The sequence below is a fragment of the Lysinibacillus sp. PWR01 genome, assembly GCF_043359455.1.
GTDB lineage: Bacteria > Bacillota > Bacilli > Bacillales_A > Planococcaceae > Lysinibacillus > Lysinibacillus fusiformis_F.
The window spans coordinates 1-19558 of record NZ_JBHERJ010000101.1 but is presented as its reverse complement, the minus strand read 5'-3'; the positions used below and the strand labels follow the sequence as shown (position 1 = coordinate 19558).

Here is a 19558-nt window from a genome sequence, read left to right as displayed (position 1 = left end):
TCTTATGGTAGGTTCAAAGATGAGGGAGCGAGTATTTGCTACTTTATATGGTGGGATTGTCGGAGATCTAATGGGCGTACCTGTTGAATTTAAGAAAAGAGGAACTTTCCATGTGCAAGATGTAATAGGATACGGTACGTACAATCAACCACCTGGCACTTGGTCTGATGATACTTCTTTAACACTTTGCTTAGTCAAAAACATCATTGAAAAAGGCAATACAACTCATTTAATGGATAAGTTTGTACGATACATGGAAGAAGGCTATCTCACACCATTTGGAGAAATGTTTGATATCGGCATCACGACTGCTGAAGCCGTTTCAAACTATAAAAAAGGTGTTTTGCCTGAGCATTGTGGAAAAACGGGCGAGTTTGATAATGGCAATGGGACGCTTATGAGGATAGCACCTTTAGTATTTGTGGTAATGAATGAGTTTGATTTTAGTAAAAGAAAAGCATTGATTCAACAATATACAGAGATTACACATGCCCACCCACGTTCCATCGTGGGGTCTATCATTTATATTGAGCTATTATTAAGCTTATATCGAAATAATTCGCTAGAAGCTGCCTTAGTTGAAATATTTTCATTGCTTGAAAATCATTTGCAGGACGAACTGAAAGCAGAATTAAACACATACGCAAGAATATTTCACGACAACTTTTTTAGTATTCCTGAAGATGACATTCACTCAAGTGGCTATATTGTCCATTCTCTAGAAGCTGCGATATGGTGTGTTGGTAATGCACGAACATTTAACGAAGCGATTCTAAAAGCTGTTAATTTAGGAGAAGATACAGATACAATTGCCGCAATTACAGGTGCCATAGCGGGTATGAGTAGTTGGTTGAATGAGATTCCAGATGAATGGTTGAATCAAATTATTAAAAAACAGGAGATTGATGACTTAATCACGGCATTTTATGAATTTTGTACAGCACAGATGTGAAAAAAATTTATTAGAAAGGACGGTGACGAAATGTTACCTATACATAATAGCTATACGACATATCCACCAGCAACAGATCACCAAATTTTACACATAGAAAATAGGTTGATTTGTCAACTTCCAAGTGCGTATAGACATGTATTAAAGGAAAGTAACGGTTTATCGTTTACGAATGGTGTGTTCATTTATGGTACAGAGGAGATTTTAGAAAGAAATGAGACTTGGGAAGTGGCGGAATATGCAAAAGGCTATATTGCCATTGGTGATGATAGTGGAGGAATGGTCTTTTTAATGGCGATAAAGGCAGAGAATTATCGTGTTTTTGCAGTAGATGGCGGTGATATGAATCCGCAACATGCTACATTGGTTACTTCTGATTTATGCAAGTGGCTACAAGAAGGTTGTCAGTATTAGCAAGAGAGACAAATGAAAAGCTTCTTCCTACTATAAGGAAGGAGCTTTTCATTTGTCTATTTTTGGAGAAAAACAATTGAAAATAAAGCAAAATTATTACGTATTCTATTATTTTTTGAATTTTTTAGAAAATTATGTTGAATTATTGGAGAGAGATAGTATAATGAAAATATAGTTACATATATGGTTAATAATTCCTTTATATAAGGATTTATTGGTATAAAATAGTGACTATAATCTTATAAAATGAAGAAATGAGGCGATTTTAATGATTAACATGATTCAATATTTAGAGCAAAATCCGACGCTGGTGACATTGTTAAAAGAAAAAAAAGCTTCTCTCATTGGTGTAACAGCATTAGAACAAAAGGCAATTTTGGATTCGTTTGATGAAGATGTATGTTTAGAAAATGGAATTTGGTATTGACATTAATTAAAGAGAAATGGTTTTGGCTTGCTGTAGGTATTTATTTAACTCTAGGCTTTTATGTCCTTTATGTTACCTACAGCACGCCTTTTGTAAGCATAAAAATACAGGAAGAAAATGGACAATGGATTATTAAAGAACCATATTATAAAGAATGGGCAACTGATCAAAAAATATCTGTTGGAGATATTGTTATTAATGTCGATGGAGTCAAAGTCGATGAAGTTTCAAATATTACATATGATTCCAAAATTCGAGCAGCAAATACATTAGAGATTTTAAAGCAAAATGGTGAAATTCTCTATGTTCAAATAAATCACTTAGATATTCCCCAACAATTTTATTATCTCTTTTTTTTTCCTGCATGTTTCTTTTTCCTTACGTTATTGATTACTTTTTATTTAAAAATAACCCAAAAAGGAACAACACTTTTAAATTTACTAATGTATTTTATGTTAGTTATTTCAATAGCTTATGTAAGTAGCGGTGCATCTGGACGACTAGATAATCTAAGTATGATTATTAATCGTGGGAGTATGTTACTTTGTTTAGTAATATTAATTCATTTTTTAAAAAAATATTTTTCTTTTTTAAATTTAAAATGGATTTTTATTAAAAATATTTCCATTCTTTACGTATTACCTTTAATAGCAATCTTTATAAGTATCATTAGCATAATTTTCCCGAAAATTAACCCATTATTTTCTACTGTTATATTATGGACATTTTTTATATTATTAATTTCCAATCTAAGTATTTTAATTGTAGGATACTATAGATATAAATCCTCTCAATTGAAACTATTGTTAATAAGTGTTATTACACCGTTTTTACCATTTCTCTTTTTATATGCAGTACCTGTAATTTTGTTTAATCAGTATGTAATTTCTGCAGATATATGTTCTTTATTTTTAATGCTTATCCCATATAGCTTCATTTTCACACAACTAACTGAACGTATTTTCGATATGGAGTATTTCATTTCTCGATTACGTTATTATTTCAATTTCTCATTTGGCTTTACGATATGGCTGTTAATCGGTCTCTATTTATTTGCGGATCTATCCATTTCACGAATGACGGAGATTTTCTTTTTTGCCTTTCTATCGTTAATGGCGTTGTTTTACATAAAAGAGCGGATTGATTACCGTAAACGGAAAATTTTATTCTCTACAAAAGGGGACTACATCCACCGCTTGTATACGACCGTTGAGAGTATTGGTAGAGTGGTGAAGATTGAGGATTTATTGGAGAGATTTGTGCAGGAGGTTGTGGTCCAGCTTGAGATGGAAAGTGTGTATGTGCTCACTTACGATTTTCAAACACATCAAGTTACCTTAACAAATAAATCCAAAGAATACACGCAGCATCAAATAGACGAGGTACTAGTTGAACGATTAGGCTTAGGGGATATTAAAAAAACAGATCATTTCTATATCGCCTTTATTCATCAAGATGTGAACTATAAACGAATCCTTGTTGTGGACCATAATAAAACGATTTATCTCAAGGATGAGGAATTACTCTGGTTAGAATTGTTATTGCTCTATTTAAATAATTTTATCGAAAACACGAAAATGGTTGAGGAGCTTTTGAATCAGTTAAAGCATATGAAAGAGGCTGATAATCGACAGCTACCATGGCTCAATAAATTACTTTGGCTACGTTTCGAGGAGGAAAAATATCAGTTAGCACAGGAACTTCATGATACGATTTTACAAGAACAACTGCACATCGCAAGGGAAATGGATGTCCTCATGCATGCAAAAGAAAAAGAGGAGATCCCATCTAAACTTATAAAACTTCATGAACATATGATTATCTCACTGAATGATTTAAGGGGCTATTGTGAAAATTTAAAGCCACCTCTGCTAGATACATTGGGCTTAAATGCAGCCCTCGAAAAATTAATCCAAAAAATCCATAAACGTGCTAAATTTGTTTTGATTTATACGATTGACCGTCTCTATTTAGAGGATGAACGCTTAAATTTAATGATTTATCGCCTGTTCCAAGAATTATTAAATAATGCTTTAAAACATTCCTATGCCAATACTGTTGAAATACATTTACTAGGCACTGAAGAAGGCTTTCAAATTTTGTACAGTGATGATGGTGTAGGTTGTAATATAGATGATATTCTACTTGCCGATTCCATGGGCATACAAGGTATGCAGGAGCGAGTTCAAGCTTTTAATGGGAAATTCGCCTTAGACAGCAAAGTAGGAGAAGGGATGACGATTCATATTCGAGTAAGTGAAACCCAACATACGAATCCCTATGCCTATAGGACCCTGACCCGACCAACTTATATGATACGAGGATAACCAGATGAAGCGGAAGCATAAGTGCATACATTTTTTTAACACATTTTAATCTCATCGTAGATGCTACGAATGCGGGTTAGAAGGCTTTTGTTTGAAGTTGTGTTTATTTAAATGCATTAATAAATCAAAAATAATAAAATGATATCAAAAAAATATTATTTTGCAAAATGAGAATCAGGAGAAAATACACTTTTTACAATACTTACCGTAGAATCAAGGAAATTATGGCCATATGACCGATATAATTCATTAGAAGGATTGAGGAGGTCAATAGATTTGAATAAAAAATTATTTTTAACAGCAGCAGCTATTCCTGTAGCACTTATTGTTCCAACTGTAGCAGGTGCAACTGAACTAGTTTCAGTCAGTGGGAAAAATATTGTCAATGAAACATTGAAAGTGGATAAATTACCAAATGAAGCTATCGTCAATGCTTATCAATGGTATTACCTAGAGGAAATTACTGGTGAAGAGGGTTCAACAAATAAGCCGATTCCTGGTGCTACGTCCATTTCCTTAAAAGTACCCATCGAAGCAGCTGGAAAAACCATTTTTGTGGAAGCAACTACGACAGAAAATAAAAAATTTCAAAGTGAACCACGCAAAATTCAGCCATTAGATCTTGAAATCACCCTTCCAACGTTAGAAGGTCAATCTTCTGGTTTTGCAGCACCTGGGGAAACAGTGAAAGTAGCTGGTATTACTGTAACTGATAAGAATGGTGCAGAATTGCAAAGTGGTCAAATTACATATAGTTATCAATGGTTTTATAAACTGGGTGATAACTCCTTTACTATCATAGAGGGAGCTACAGGTAGTACCTATACGATCCCAAAGGATGCAATTGAAAAGGATATTAAGAATATTGCTGTTACAGTTAAAGCAAAAGTGGGTCTTTCTTTTGCAGAATCTAAACTATCGGATACCATTACAGTATCAAAAGAATCTACTGATACTTTAACTACCGAAATTGAAACTTTACTGATCAATGACAATAAATACAATGTATCAAGCTTAGAAGCATTCAGTGCTAAAGTTGCAGAACTAGAAAAAAACTATCAATCTTTATCAGCAGCAGCTAAAGGGAATGTGTCCAATTACGATGTCTTAAAGCGAGCGCTTGCTGATGTTGAATTAATAAATAAGTTAAATGAAAAATGGAGCAAAATAGAGACTAGTAATGAAAAAGAAATTAAGGAAATAGAAGAGGCTTATAATAAGCTAGATCTGTTACAGCGTAGCTTAGATGTAAATGAGACCTTATATAAGAGCATTAAAAATCTATTAAATGAGCCAAATGATCTTGAAGAGATAAAAGCAGTGAGAAGTCTCAATCAAGCCATTATTAATTTACTAACTTATGAGAATTCACTTGTGAAATATGTAGCTGCTGATGTTGATTCCTTACAGGAGATTGTGAAGACGCTTGAAGCAGATATTGAGAAACTATCACAAAGCTACCGAGCTGCTGTTCAAAACCAAGCCATTTTGACTGAGGCTAAATCGGATATTAAAAAGGTCGAGCAATTTATTAAATCATTTGATAAATTAGCTACAAATATTACACCGAATAAACAAGTGACGACGGCTAAATCCATTCGAACAGCCTATGAAAAATTAACGTATAAACAATTAAAATTAGTGCCAGATGCGTATGTGCAACGTTTGACTACAGCAGAACGTGCTGAAGAAAGCCAAATTACAAAACTAAATCATGATATAGATAGCTATATTGGTGATGATGTCTATCCGTTCGATCCGTCTGCTGGTTCATGGCAAAGTCATGTCAATAATGTCAATCAAATGATTAAAGAATACAAGAGCTTAACGAAAGCCTCAGCAGCACAAATTATTGGCTATGATAGTCTTGTTACCTTACAGAAAGATTTAAAAGCAGCCGAAAAAGTAAATAAAGATATGGATGCGTATCAAAAGTTATCTGCAACCACTGGTGTTACGGAAAGTAAACTTAATTCAAGCTATACAAGTACTTTAAAAGCTTATAATAATCTTACGAATTTACAGCAGTCACTTGTATATAATGCTGAAGATTTTTTACTAAACACGCCAAAGATTTCTGTTGATGGCAATGGTAAAGTGCCTACTGATAAAGCAGCAGCAGAGGCGTTAAAGACAGATATCGCCAAATTTGCGGATGTGACGAAATATTCATTCAATCAATTAGAAACGGCTGTTGATACAGCTACCGAATCTTATAAAAAATTGTCTTCAGCTGCAAGAAAATATGTGACAAATTATTATTTATTAACGGCGGCAAAGAAGGATATTACGGGTGTGAAAACATTCTATAAAAAAATACAGACTGCTAGAGAAGAAACAGATGCTGCGAAAAAAGCTAAAAAAATTGAAACAGTGCAAAAAGCTTATGCAAAATTACCAGCGAATCAGCAGCATTTAGCAAAAGAACAATATGAAGCTTTATTAAAAAATCAAAATATCGATGAAAATGCATCGAAGCTCACACAGCTAAATAATGACATTGCTACAATTGTTTCCAATAATCTCTATGGCGTAACGATTGAAACAATTAAAAATCTTTCTACGCAGTATAGTAGTCTTAGTTCAAGTGATAAAAAGTTGATTACGAATTATGATATTTTAAAAACAGCGCTTGCAGATGTGAAAAAAGTGGAAAGCTTTATGAAGACCTATGAGAAATCCTTTGCGACTAATCCAAGCACCGTTATCAAGGCATTTGAAAAGCTTACATCTAAACAAGTGAGCCTGATTGATGCAGGGACTCGACAATTGATTATTGATCAGCAAAAAGGACAACAGCAAACGAATGAAAATGCGTTGTCGCTAATTGAATCGATCAATTTACTTCTTGAAAAAGGTGAATATATTGATGGTTTGCAGGATAAAGTAAGTGAAATCCGTAAAGCCTATGATGCTTTGAGTGATGCTGATAAGAAGGTTGTTAAAAATTATTCGAAGCTCACACAAGCAGAGGGTGATTTGAAAAAGGTTGACGAGGTGCATACTAAATACGAACCAGCAGGGGGCGATGAAACAGCGCGAAAAGCATGGAAAACTGCCTATGGTAAGCTCTCTAAAAGATTAGAATTACTTTATACAAAAATGTATCCAACTGAGCAATAATAGTTACTTCTAGATGGCCTCGAACAGTTTTCGAGGCTTTTCTTTATACATAAGATTTGTCTAGTAATTTGATTGTCCGCTATACTAGGTACAACAAAGGAAGAAATAGTTTACATAAAGATGGTAGTTTCACAAAGAAGGTAGGAACAAAAGATGTATAAAATAGGTGTTGTTGGTCCCATTCAATCCGTTGAAAGAATCATTGGATTAGCGCGAGAAATCGAACAGGATATGGAATTTATTCCGTATATATATAAAGTGGCGACGGAAACAAAGCATCTTGTGGAGACACATAATCAGGCTGTAGATTTCTGGCTATTTTCTGGCTACATTCCCTATAAAATTGCCAGTCAAACAAATGTTTCCAAAGATAAATTGACCCATATTATTTTTTCCGAAGCGGCCATTTATCGAGGGTTTTTAGAGCAGTCCTATCAACAAAAAAAGTTTATTGAAAATGTCAGTATTGACATTATCCCCTCGCCTTCTGAAATGGCTTCAGAAAGTCTTGCGGAGATTCAGAATAATGTTCATCACATGTATCTAAAGGAATTTGATGTGGCTATTGATCCACAAGAGTTATTTGATTTCCACTATAGTCTTTGGCAGGCGAAAAAGATTGATTTTGCGATTACTTGTTATCCTTCTGTTGATGAAGAGCTGAAGAAACGTGGTGTTCCGTCTTATTGGGTTTCTCCGACAAAAACAGAAATTTATCATACGGTTCAGCTTTTTACAGAAAAGATCAAAACGTCCTATTATAAAGAAACGCAAATTGGTGCGGTCATGCTTGAAATAAAGGACTTCGATTCATTAAAAGAGCGCATGAAGCAAGGCTATCGTATTCAATATTTAGAGTTGCGTACGAAGGAAAATCTACTACAGCTTTGTGAACAGATTGATGGTTCTCTTATTGAAGAGGGGAACGGTAAATATACGATCTTTAGTACAAGAGGAGCTATTGAAGGGCAAATACGATTTTTACAAGAAAAAATGTATCAGTTATCGATTGAAATGGAGGCAAAGGTGACAGCAGGTATTGGTTTTGCTCAAACAGTGTTCAATGCCGAGTTACATGCTCACCGAGGACTAAGACAGACAAAGGAAAATGAAGCTATTGATATCGTGATGATACAGGATGATGGCACCATTATTGAATCGGTAGGAAATGTAGAAGAGCTATCTTATTCCTACCGAGCAGAAGACCCTTATATTTTAGAAAAACTAAAAAAAGGGAATATTAGTATTAAAACCTATATGAAAATACATGCACTCGTACAGAAAATGCGCTGGAAGCATTTTACGACAAAGGATTTAGCGACACAGTTGCAAATGAGCGAAAGAAATGCCCAACGAATCGTGGCAGATTTATGTAATGTCGATTTAGCGAGAATTTGTGGAGAAGAATTGCAGCATACTCGAGGTAGACCTATAAAAATGTATCAACTTGTCTAAAAATTTATAATAATGTCCCATGCCAATAAGTGGTGTGGGACATTTTTTGTGCTTTTTTTAGAAGAAGCTCTTAATACAGATAAATCAACGAATTCAGCGACTTTTTAGGTAAATAATAAGGGGATGCGAAGACGATTATCTATTAGAAATTTTCAAAAAAATATTGTTTTTTCATTGAACTTTGATTATTATACGAATATATAACGAAAATGTCGGTATATAAGAGGGGATTTGTTGACAGGGGGTAATGATAATCAAAAACCGTCAGGGCAATAAAGAGAAGATGTCTATATATGGGAGGGATATGAATGACAACAAATGAAGTAACGAAAAAATCTAGAAATGTCATCCTTGCACTATTATTTTTAGGCTGGTCTTTAGGGAATTTGGATCGCTACATTATGAACTATGCAGTCGTTTCGATTACAGGGGATTTGCAATTGGATGCATCTTCTACGGGAATTATTTTAAGCGCTTTCTTTTTAGGCTATGCCATTATGCAAATACCGGGTGGCTGGCTTGCTGATAAATTTGGTGCAAAACGAGTTTTATTGATGGCGGTTATCATGTGGTCTATTTTCACGGGCCTAACGGCGATTGCTTGGTCTTTAACAGCGATGATTGTGATTCGCTTTTTATTTGGCATTGGCGAGGGTGGATTTCAGCCATCAAGCTCTAAGATTATAGCTACGATCTTCCCGAAAGAAGAAAGAGGCAGAGCAATGTCCATTATGCTTACTTCTGGTGGGATTGTCTCACTCATCGTGCCGCTGCTAGCTGCCTATTTATTAGGAACGATTGGCTGGCGCATGATGTTTATTATCATTGGGGCCATTGGTGCAATAGTTGCCTTTTTATATTGGAAATATATTAAACTTCCGCAAGACGAAACAGCTACAGCTGAAACAGAAAATCCTGCGAATAAAGTGAATTTTAAAGAGTTATTGAAAACACCACTAATGTGGAATTTAATTATTGCTTATTTTTGTATTTATGCAGTGAACTGGGGATTAGTTTCTTGGATTCCAACATATCTTCAAAAAAATCGAGGCTTGGATTTAATGTCCATTGGTTGGGCACAAACAATACCTGCCATTACAACGATCATAGGTGTTTATGGTAGCGGATATATCATTGATAAGTTACCAAAAGGGATGGATAAAGTGTTAGGCTCTATCTCCTGCGCAGTTATTGGTCTTTTATTGTATTTAATGTTTACTGCCGAAACAGTAACGTTATTTATTGGCTACCAAACGGTCGTGTCAATCTTTATTGCATTTGTCATTACATTACTACCTGTTATTGTACTGAAGAAATTACCTTCTTCTATCACAGGTTCTGCAATGGGGATTGCCAATACAGGGGGGCAATTAGCTGGGTTTGTCACACCAATGGCGATTGGCTTTATGGTTGATGCCTTTAATGGCTCCTTTGATGCAGCCTTTTGGATGTTAATTGGCTTTGCGCTTATCTGTATCGTGTCGCTTGTCACGCTAAACGACCAAAAAGGAACACTGTTAAAAGCATAATGAAAGTGGAGGAATGAAAATGAGTTATCATGAAAAAATTTCGGCATTAATTGAAGCAAAACAGCAAGCTACGGTAGCATTAAGCGATGCAATTTGGGCTGTGCCTGAGCTTCATTTTCAAGAAAAAAAATCGATGCAATATATGAAAGAGGCACTAGAAAAAGAGGGCTTTCAAACAGACGTTGGTGTTGCTGGTCTTGAAACGGCGCTTGTTGGAACTTATGGTTCTGGAAAGCCTGTCATTGCCTTTCTAGGTGAATATGATGCGCTTCCCGGCTTGAGTCAAAAAGGTGGGGCAACACAACATGAACCTCTTGTGGAGGGTGGAAGCGGACATGGTTGTGGTCATAACTTATTAGGTACAGGCGCATTCGCAGCTGCTGTAGCTGTGAAGGATTATTTAGCGCAAAATCATCAATCAGCAACAATCCGTTTTTACGGTTGCCCTGCAGAGGAGAATGGATCTGGTAAAGCTTATATGGCAAAAGCTGGTCTTTTCGATGATGTTGACATCGCGATTTCTTGGCATCCAGGTACTTTTTCGACCGTGATGACGTGTAGTTCTCTAGCAAACTATGCCGCAACCTTTAAGTTTACGGGCAAAAGTGCGCATGCGGCGGCTGCACCACATCTTGGGCGAAGTGCTTTAGATGCTGTTGAGCTTATGAATGTTGGGGTAAACTACTTACGAGAACACATCATTCCTGAAGCGCGTGTGCATTATGCCATTACGAATTCAGGTGGAACTTCGCCAAATGTAGTTCAACCATATGCAGAGGTAACGTATCTTGTTAGAGCACCTAAAAAGCAGCAAGTGCAGGAAATTTATCAGCGCGTAGAACATATTGCAAAGGGTGCCACAATGATGACAGGGACGTCAGTGGACATTGAGTTTGAAGGAGCTGCTTCGGATTTGATTACAAATAAAACGCTTTATGATGTAATGTATCAACAAATACTTGAAATTGGCATGCCAGACTATACAATAGAGGATGAACAGTACGCGCAGGCTATTTTCAATACATTTACGCCAGAAGTACAGGCTGCTTCATTAGTAGGCTTGCGTAAAGAGGATGTCAAACAATTACAAGGAAAAGTGATAGCTGATCATGTTCCAGGCATGCTACCTGAATTTATTATGGGTGGCTCTACAGATGTTGGAGATGTCAGCTGGAACGTACCAACTGTGCAGTGTACAACGGTATGTATGGCATTAGGGACACCATTACACACATGGCAGGTGGTGTCTCAGGGAGTTATGCCAATTGCGCATAAAGGTATGCTACAGGCTGCTAAAATTATGGCTTGTACAGCTTTAGCGTTGCTGGAAAATCCCGTATACATTGAAGAAGCGAAAAAGGAATGGCAAGAACGGCTTGATGGAGAAACATATCAATCATTAATTCCAGAGGGCACACAGCCACCTAAGCGCTAACAGGATAGAGTCTTCATAGGAGAACTATGAAGGCTCTGTTTTTGCCTCATTTGAAAGGAGAACGCGACATGTCAACACAACCCAATCATCAGCATCATCTTGTAGCACAGTGGGTATCACAGTATCGTGCAGCTGCCAACGAAGGGCAATGTGCTAGTTATATCCCTGCCTTAGCCCAAAAAGATCCCAACCAATTAGCTGTGGCAATTATTGGGACAGATGGCCATGAAATCAAAGCAGGAAATACCGAAGAACTATTTACCCTTCAAAGCGTTTCCAAGGTCATCACATTTATATTAGCCTGTATGGATCGAGGCTTGCCATATGTTTTAGAAAGAGTAGATGTTGAACCAACAGGAGATACCTTTAACTCAATTATTCGCTTAGAAAGCCATCAGCCAGGTAAACCCTTTAATCCGATGATTAATGCTGGGGCTATTACGGTGTCCTCCATGTTGGCTGGTCATTCTCCACAAGAGAAGGTCACAAAGATTCTACAATTTTTAGAACAAATCATCGGCAAGCAATTAAGTATCAATGAAGAAGTGTTTGAGTCAGAGTGGCAAACGGCTAATCGTAATCGAGCATTGGCGTACTACTTAATGGATTCTGGCTTTCTAGATTGTTCAGTAGATGCGGCCCTTGAGGTTTATTTGAAGCAATGTGCAATTGAAGTCAATGTATCAGATTTAGCTATGATTGGCTTAGTTATTGCCAATGATGGCTATCACCCACTGTTAAAGAAACAGCTATTCCCTAAACAAGTGGCGAAATTAGCGAAGGCTTTGATGGTGACATGTGGTATGTACAATGCCTCAGGGAAGTTTGCAGCATTTATTGGCCTCCCCGCAAAAAGTGGTGTATCAGGTGCGATTCTTGCCGCTGTTCCAGGCCATGCAAGCCTGAACTCCCCGTTTCCTACTGGCTGTGGTATCGGAATTTACGGACCAGCGATTGATCCAATAGGAAACAGTGTGGCAGGTGTACAGTTGCTGAAACATCTAGCAACAGAATGGGATATGACAATATTTTAATAAGTGAAGATGATTTCAGCGCTTTGTCTGAAGTCATCTTTTTTTCATTTTGTAAATAATAAATAAAGCGATAAACCAAATCGGTGTTAATAGCAGTGCTGTACGCGTAGCCTCAGAAATAAACATCACAATTAATAGAAAGGCAAAGAACGCAAGCACGACATAGTTGATAAAAGGTGTCAGCGGTGCTTTGAAGGTTGAAGCTTCATGTAAGGCACGTTTTTTTCGTTTGTAGATGATGTGCGAAATGATGATAATGCTCCACACCCATATAAAACAAATCGCACTAATCGTCGTCACAATACTAAAGGCGTTCTCTGGCATCAACTTACTTAATAGAGCGCCAACTGATACAACAATAGCAGATATAACGAGTGCATTACTTGGCACACTATTTCTGTTGAGCTTTGCAAATGCTAGAGATGCCTGTTTGTTGTTGCCAAGAGTATAGAGCATCCGACTTGTGGAAAATAAACCACTGTTACCTGCTGAAGCGGCTGAAGTAAGGACAACAAAGTTTATAATACCAGCAGCAATAGGGATACCCGCTAATGTAAATACTTGGACAAATGGACTGCTTGAGGCAGACATTTCATACCATGGGTTAATACATAGAATGACAAATAATGCCCCTACATAAAAGAGCAAAATACGAAATGGAATTTTATTAATGGCAGATGGAATATTTTTTTGAGGATCTGCTGTTTCAGCTGCTGAAACTCCCACTAATTCCACACCAACAAATGCAAAGACAACCATTTGGAAGGCCATTAAAAAGCCATATATACCATTTGGGAACATACCCCCATGTGCCCACAGATTTTCAACTGATACTGTTCCCGAGCTAGTTTGAAAGCCTGTCACTAACATAATAAGACCAATGATGATAAGTGCCACAATCGTAATAACTTTAATAATAGCGAACCAAAACTCTAACTCACCAAAAAGCTTAACCGTTAATAGATTGAGTAGTAACAACAATACGAGACAACCAATAGCGGGCACCCATTGTGGGATATCAAACCAATATTGTGTATAAACCCCCACTGCAATAATGTCTGCCATCGCCGTCATAATCCAACAGAACCAATATGTCCAGCCTGTTACATAACCTGCCCAAGGCCCTATGTATTCGGATGCAAAATCCGTAAATGATGTATAGCCTGCATTGGATAGTAACAATTCACCTAAGGCACGCATCACAAAAAATAGCGCAGTACCTACAATTAAGTAGGCTAGGATGATCGAAGGTCCTGCTAAGGCAATGGCTTTCCCAGAACCTAAAAATAAACCAGTCCCAATTGTTCCACCAATGGCAATAAGCTGCACATGGCGATTTTTTAAATCACGTTTTAATTGTTGCTGTTCCACGTTAATCCCCCTCAAGATGCATAAAAAACTATGACTGGAAAAATAAAAAGAGACTAGTTGTGACACTAGTCTCGGAAAAACGTCAGAATAACAAATACCATTTACTTGCAGATGTCTACATGAAATAGGTTGAATATTACATGTAGCATCGCTTATAAAAGCTGCTATTACTCCTCTGTCCTTTTGCCTGAGATAGTGAACCCTTCGGCGACGCAATGTGCGCTCTCTCCAGAACTGCTCCTGCTATAGTTTGATCCATAGCATTCATAGCTTATTAATTTCATAATCAAATATTATTGTAAGATACTATACATCCTATCAGTGCTTCCAAAATTATTCAACAATAAATTTTGACTATTTTCAGAAAAATAGAAGAATAGGGTTCGTAACTGGTATATCTCTAACGAAAAATAGGATTTTTGGTCATACAAAGTGTTTGATGATGGGGTGTTTAAAATGTGAGGTGTAGAGGCTGATTCTATGGAAGCTAATATAGTGATAATGAGCAATATTCTGAGGGGACTACTTTAAATGGAGTAGAAAGTGATGAATTTTATTAGGTATGCTCTGGAGAGAAGCGAAGTGCTCATACTTATTGGAAGATCGCTCATAGTAAGTGTCCAAGCGCTCCTCCTTATGAGGAAGCCGCTCCAAAAGTGTGTCGAAGCGCTCATCCTTATGAGGAAGCCGACCCAAAAGTGTGTCGAAGCGCTCATCCTTATGAGGAAGCCGACCCAAAAGTGTGTCGAAGCGCTCATACATATGAGAAAGCTGCTCCAAAAAGGTGTGAAAGTGCTCATACTTATGAGGAAACAGCTTCAAAAGAGTATCAAAGTGCTCATCTTTATAAGAAACCCGCTTTCAAAGAGTATCAAAGCGCTCAAACATATGAGAAAGCTACTCCAAAAAGGTGTGAAAGCGCTCAAACATATGAGGAAGCCGCTCCAAAAGAGTATCAAAGCGCTCCTCCTTATGAGGAAGCCGCTCCAAAAGAGTATCAAGGTGCTCATACTTATAAGGACCCCGCTCAAAAAAGGTGCCAAAGCGCTCATACTTATGTGAAAATCCGCTCAACGACTTGGTATCAAAAAGTGGATTATATTGCGTCTCGTTGCTTTATCTTTTTCTGTCCAATGCATGATTAGGGACTTAGTATACACAAAGCTGGCAGATCATCATTTGCAATAGATATAATATAGTAGAAACTCTGGATTTTTTAAAAAAGAAGCCGTCTCATAGTTCTTTGAGACGACTTCTTTACATGAGAGCATTAATATTTTTTTGCTTTTATTTTACCTGTCCAAGTTTTGAAACCACCTTGAAGTTGGTAAATTTGGTTGTACCCACGTTTTTTAAGAAATAATGCAGCACGTGAGCTACGGCCTGTATTTTGACAGTATAGATATACTGGTAAATCTGGGCGGATTTCTTTATAACGTTGACGTAGTGTTGTCGAAGGAACATTTCGTGCACCAAGAATGTGACCAGCATCAAATTCTTTTTGCTCACGAACATCGATCAGCTGGGCTTTACGATAGCCTTCTATGAATTGCTCTTGCGTTAGGTTGGTTACAGCTTTTTTGAGTCGTAGTGCATTAATACCGATATATGCAATTGTGACTACTAAAACGACACCGATTGTGATAAGTATGTCCAAGATTTTCTTACCCCTTTCTATCTTCTCTATTATTATAAAAGATGCGCTAGCGATAGTCCAATGAGTTTGATAAAATTAACTAGGTTGTGGCGAATTCATTTATCTCGTTACACAAGCAATCGTTCGCAACTTGAACTGTAGAATATTATTCGTTAAAGTTGAACCACAGGTGGGGCCTGATGGATCATTTTATATTTGTAGGAGATGAACATATGACAACTTGGTATTTTTTAAATTCAGGGAAATGTAGTCCTTCTTTTAACATGGCACTAGATGAAGCATTACTTGATTGGCATAGTGAGGGATTAATTCCACCGGTGATTCGTTTCTATGAGTGGGAACCTGCAACATTATCGATTGGTTATTTTCAACAAGCCAAAAGAGATATTAATTTAGATGCTGTACGTGAACAAGGCTTAGGTTTTGTACGACGTCCTACTGGTGGACGAGCTGTCTTGCATGAACATGAGTTAACTTATAGTGTTATTGTGACGGAAAGCTATCCGAATATGCCAGAGTCTGTGACAGAGGCCTATCGTGTGTTAAGTGAGGGAATCTTGCAAGGTTTCCATAACCTAGGTATGGATGCCTATTTTAGTGTACCTGATACAGAGGAGAAAAGAGCTGACTTGAAGAGTCCGAAAAGTGCTGTTTGCTTTGATGCACCAAGTTGGTATGAACTTGTCGTTGAAGGAAAAAAAATAGCGGGAAGTGCCCAAACACGTCAAAAGGGTGTTATTTTACAGCATGGCGCCATTTTATTAGATTTGGATCAGGAGAAATTATTATCCGTATTTAATTTCTCAAGTGAAGAAGCGAAGAATCGTATGCGCAGAAAGCTACCAGAAAAGGCTGTTGCCATCAATAGTCTTGTAAAAGAGCCTGTGACAGTTGAGCAGTGTGTGACAGCTTTTCGAGACGGCTTTGCAAAATCGTTGCAAATTGAATTAAAACCATTTACACTTTCTGAGGAGCAATTAGAATATGTCCGAGCTTTAGAAGAAAAAAAATATGCTTCTGATGAGTGGAACTTTAAAAAGTAAAAAATGGTATGGAAAAAATATTTTTTAATGTTCAACCCTAGTCATAACAAGTAGTTCGGAATCTATTAAAAAAAGCAAGAGTTGAATTAAAAAACTATATATAGTATCTTTTTTAAAGACATATACACAATATGTAGTGTTTAACGACACGAGATATTGTGTATTTATTTTGTAATGAAGAAAACAAGGGAGGCAAAACGATGGTACTCACAAATCATCAACCCGAAGTAAACAATCAATTTGAACAGTTAAACAAAGATATCGAACAATTCCCACAGGTACACCCCGTAACATCTGATATGCATATTACACACAAAGGTGTATCAAGACTCGTCATGATCGATCGCTATTCGTTTAAAGACACAGAAAAGAAAACATTGAAAGCCGGCGACTTTGTTGTATTAACGGTAAAAGCTGACCCAAAATTTCCTGCACGTGGTTTAGGGACAATTCAAAAGCTGGACATGTCTACAAAAACAGCAGATATTTTGATTGAGGAAGATTATCGTAGCGCATTAGACGATCCGCAAGAGCAAGAAACGGGAGTGATTACGCGTTCAATTGACGTGCTAGAAAAGCCTCTTGAGATTTTTTATGAACAAATCGCGAAACGAAATGCAACAGGTCTTGCTGCTGTTGAAAAAACACCAGAAAAACGCCAAGAATGGTTTGAGAAATTTTATAAGCAATTAGTATCTTTAAAATTCATTCCTGCAGGACGAGTGATTTATGGAGCTGGATCTGAAACAGATGTAACTTTTTTTAACTGTTACGTGATGCCATTTGTAGCTGACTCTCGTGAAGGGATTAGTGATCACCGTAAGCAAGTAATGGAAATTATGAGTCGTGGTGGTGGTGTAGGAACAAATGGTTCAACATTACGTCCACGCAACACATTAGCACGTGGTGTAAATGGTAAATCATCAGGCTCTGTCTCATGGTTAGATGATATTGCGAAGCTGACTCATCTTGTCGAACAAGGTGGTAGCCGCAGAGGTAAGCATAATCTAAGTGCTTCTGCGTAAACAAACCTCGTGAATTGCTGGAAACTCTTTAACGGAAATATTGTCACTTTAATCGAGGTGGGAAATATGGATGTTTATGATGCGATACAACCACAAACTTGTTTAATATGTGATTTTACAATAAATCATAATAAACAAGGATGGTTTACGTCTCATTTGAAAAATGAGCATAATTTAACATTAGATAATTATTTAATATCTTATTTTTATCCAATAGAAATGGTGATCTGTCAATATAGTTTATGTAATAAAAAGGTTAAACTGAGGCGAGGTATTCCTAATCAATTTTGTAGTAGAAGCTGTCGAGGAAAAGGTGAGCCTTTAACTTGTGTAATTTGTGGGAAACTATTCGATGAAAAACATCGGCAGACTAAAACTTGTAGTAAAGAGTGTGCGAGTAGACTTCGATCCCAAAATACAGGTAAGTGGCATAATGACATGCCAAATGAACAAAAAAAGGTTCATTTTAATAATATCATTTCAAAAACAGCTAAAACTAGAAAAATAAATGGAACGCCTTCATGGAATAGCGGTAAGACAGGGGTTTATAGTAAAGAAACTATTGAAAAGATTCGACAAGCTGCATTAAAGCAAATAGAGAGGGAAACGTTTAGAAAAACTAGTATTGAAAAAGATTTAGAGAATTTCTTAGTTGAACAATCAATCACCTACAAATATTCCTTTATATTTGAAGGTGCACAATTTGATTTCTTACTAGTTGGGACAAATATTCTAATTGAATGTGATGGTGATTTTTGGCATGGGAATCCAAAATTTTATTCCTCTTTTTATGAAGTACAAAAGAGAATAAAAGCTAGGGATCTCGAAAAAAATCAAATTGCAGCAGCTAATGGTTACACTTTACTCCGTTTTTGGGAAGATGAGATAAAAAATGATTTTGAAAATGTTAAAAAACGCATTATAAATGCACTGCTAGCTACAACGTAATCGGAAACGGTAAACGTGAATGCTTGAAAATAGTAGTGGGATAAAGACAATCAGCAGCCAAGCTCCTTTTAAAGGGGAAGGTTCAACGACCATCGAAAACACGCTAAGTTAGCGGAAGTGAGTAGAGTAGGAGTGAAGCCACTCCGAAGTGCGAGGGCATCTAATAAGATGTAAGATATGGTCTCAACTTCTATGGTGACATAGAGAGTGGGTGTAGCGAACCCGCGTAAGAAATCGGCACAAATGATTATGCTAGCAGATTGGCATCCAGATATTGTGGAGTTTATTATTTCGAAAATGCAAAATCCGCGTATTCTGCGTTACCTGATCGAAAATACAACGGATGAAACAATCATTCGTCTAGCAAAAGAAAAATTAAACTTCAAGCCACTTTCTATGCAAGAAGAAGCGATGTATCAAGGCATCGTGAACTACAAAAATATTGAAGGCTTAGGTGGATTCGATACAGCGATCATTCGTGATGCTGAAAATAAATTACGTGATGGTGGCACATACACAGTTCATAACCCAGAGTTTTTAACAGGTGCCAATATTTCTGTGACATTAACAAAAGAATTTATGGAAGCAGTTGAAAAAGACGCTGACTTTGAGCTTCGTTTCCCAGCCGTTGAAGAATATACAAAGGAAGAAATGAGCGTTTACAACACGAAATGGCATGAAGTTGGTGACGTTCGTGAATGGGAGAAAATGGGCTATAAAGTCCGCACATACCGTACAATTAAAGCAAAAGAGTTATGGAATTTAATTAATGTATGTGCAACATACTCGGCAGAGCCAGGTATTTTCTTCATTGACAA

The 19558-nt window shown here is 36.8% G+C and carries 14 protein-coding genes, 2 pseudogenes and 1 riboswitch; of the genes and pseudogenes, 14 read left to right on the top strand and 2 right to left on the bottom strand.

The window, feature by feature from the left end:
* The first annotated feature begins 4 nt into the window (after positions 1 to 4).
* From ACEVFT_RS24305 to ACEVFT_RS24265, 9 genes are all read left to right on the top strand, one after another.
* Complete coding sequence (locus ACEVFT_RS24305; protein ID WP_393951531.1) at positions 5 to 952, top strand: ADP-ribosylglycohydrolase family protein; 948 nt, start codon at positions 5 to 7, stop codon at positions 950 to 952.
* Between the two features lie 30 nt (positions 953 to 982).
* Complete coding sequence (locus ACEVFT_RS24300; RefSeq protein ID WP_393951530.1) at positions 983 to 1366, top strand: SMI1/KNR4 family protein; 384 nt, start codon at positions 983 to 985, stop codon at positions 1364 to 1366.
* Positions 1367 to 1634: 268 nt separating this feature from the next.
* Entirely contained in the window at positions 1635 to 1793 is a 159-nt protein-coding gene (gene comX, locus ACEVFT_RS24295; protein WP_205444302.1) for a competence pheromone ComX, read from the top strand.
* Positions 1784 to 4120, top strand: a complete 2337-nt coding sequence (locus ACEVFT_RS24290) for a sensor histidine kinase (protein WP_393951545.1) — start codon at positions 1784 to 1786, stop codon at positions 4118 to 4120. Before comX ends, ACEVFT_RS24290 begins: the two co-directional genes overlap by 10 nt.
* A 276-nt stretch (positions 4121 to 4396) precedes the next feature.
* Positions 4397 to 7243, top strand: coding sequence for a hypothetical protein (locus tag ACEVFT_RS24285; RefSeq protein WP_393951529.1), 2847 nt, complete (start codon positions 4397 to 4399; stop codon positions 7241 to 7243).
* A gap of 153 nt (positions 7244 to 7396) precedes the next feature.
* Positions 7397 to 8698, top strand: a complete 1302-nt coding sequence (locus ACEVFT_RS24280; RefSeq protein ID WP_342440951.1) for a hypothetical protein — start codon at positions 7397 to 7399, stop codon at positions 8696 to 8698.
* 308 nt (positions 8699 to 9006) lie between these two features.
* On the top strand, positions 9007 to 10227 hold the full coding sequence (locus ACEVFT_RS24275) for an MFS transporter (RefSeq protein ID WP_205444297.1): 1221 nt from the start codon (positions 9007 to 9009) through the stop codon (positions 10225 to 10227).
* Between the two features lie 19 nt (positions 10228 to 10246).
* Entirely contained in the window at positions 10247 to 11662 is a 1416-nt protein-coding gene (locus tag ACEVFT_RS24270) for a M20 family metallopeptidase (RefSeq protein WP_342532940.1), read from the top strand.
* A 68-nt stretch (positions 11663 to 11730) separates the two neighbouring features.
* Positions 11731 to 12696, top strand: a complete 966-nt coding sequence (locus ACEVFT_RS24265; RefSeq protein ID WP_205444295.1) for a glutaminase — start codon at positions 11731 to 11733, stop codon at positions 12694 to 12696.
* A 33-nt stretch (positions 12697 to 12729) separates the two neighbouring features.
* On the opposite strand, the gene ACEVFT_RS24260 is transcribed toward ACEVFT_RS24265, so the two are convergent.
* Positions 12730 to 14067: an amino acid permease gene (locus ACEVFT_RS24260; protein WP_393951528.1), complete on the bottom strand. Its 1338-nt coding sequence runs from the start codon at positions 14065 to 14067 to the stop codon at positions 12730 to 12732.
* 165 nt (positions 14068 to 14232) lie between these two features.
* Positions 14233 to 14309: riboswitch (glycine riboswitch) on the bottom strand.
* Between the two features lie 304 nt (positions 14310 to 14613).
* On the opposite strand from ACEVFT_RS24260, the gene ACEVFT_RS24255 reads away from it, so the two are divergent.
* Entirely contained in the window at positions 14614 to 15129 is a 516-nt protein-coding gene (locus ACEVFT_RS24255) for a hypothetical protein (RefSeq protein ID WP_342440947.1), read from the top strand.
* A gap of 208 nt (positions 15130 to 15337) precedes the next feature.
* Here ACEVFT_RS24255 and ACEVFT_RS24250 read toward each other — a convergent pair whose 3' ends face one another.
* Positions 15338 to 15724 carry a rhodanese-like domain-containing protein gene (locus ACEVFT_RS24250; protein WP_004231073.1) on the bottom strand — a complete coding sequence of 129 codons (387 nt, stop codon included), beginning with the start codon at positions 15722 to 15724 and terminating at the stop codon, positions 15338 to 15340.
* 212 nt (positions 15725 to 15936) lie between these two features.
* Between ACEVFT_RS24250 and ACEVFT_RS24245 the strand changes: the two genes are divergently transcribed.
* The 4 genes and pseudogenes from ACEVFT_RS24245 to ACEVFT_RS24230 all read left to right on the top strand — a co-directional run.
* Positions 15937 to 16767, top strand: a complete 831-nt coding sequence (locus ACEVFT_RS24245; protein ID WP_009370193.1) for a lipoate--protein ligase family protein — start codon at positions 15937 to 15939, stop codon at positions 16765 to 16767.
* A gap of 200 nt (positions 16768 to 16967) precedes the next feature.
* Positions 16968 to 17765: pseudogene (locus tag ACEVFT_RS24240) on the top strand (ribonucleotide reductase N-terminal alpha domain-containing protein); the annotation flags it as partial.
* Positions 17766 to 17858: 93 nt separating this feature from the next.
* Positions 17859 to 18740, top strand: a complete 882-nt coding sequence (locus ACEVFT_RS24235; RefSeq protein WP_393951527.1) for an endonuclease domain-containing protein — start codon at positions 17859 to 17861, stop codon at positions 18738 to 18740.
* A 207-nt stretch (positions 18741 to 18947) separates the two neighbouring features.
* A pseudogene (locus ACEVFT_RS24230) lies at positions 18948 to 19558 on the top strand (ribonucleoside-diphosphate reductase); the annotation flags it as partial.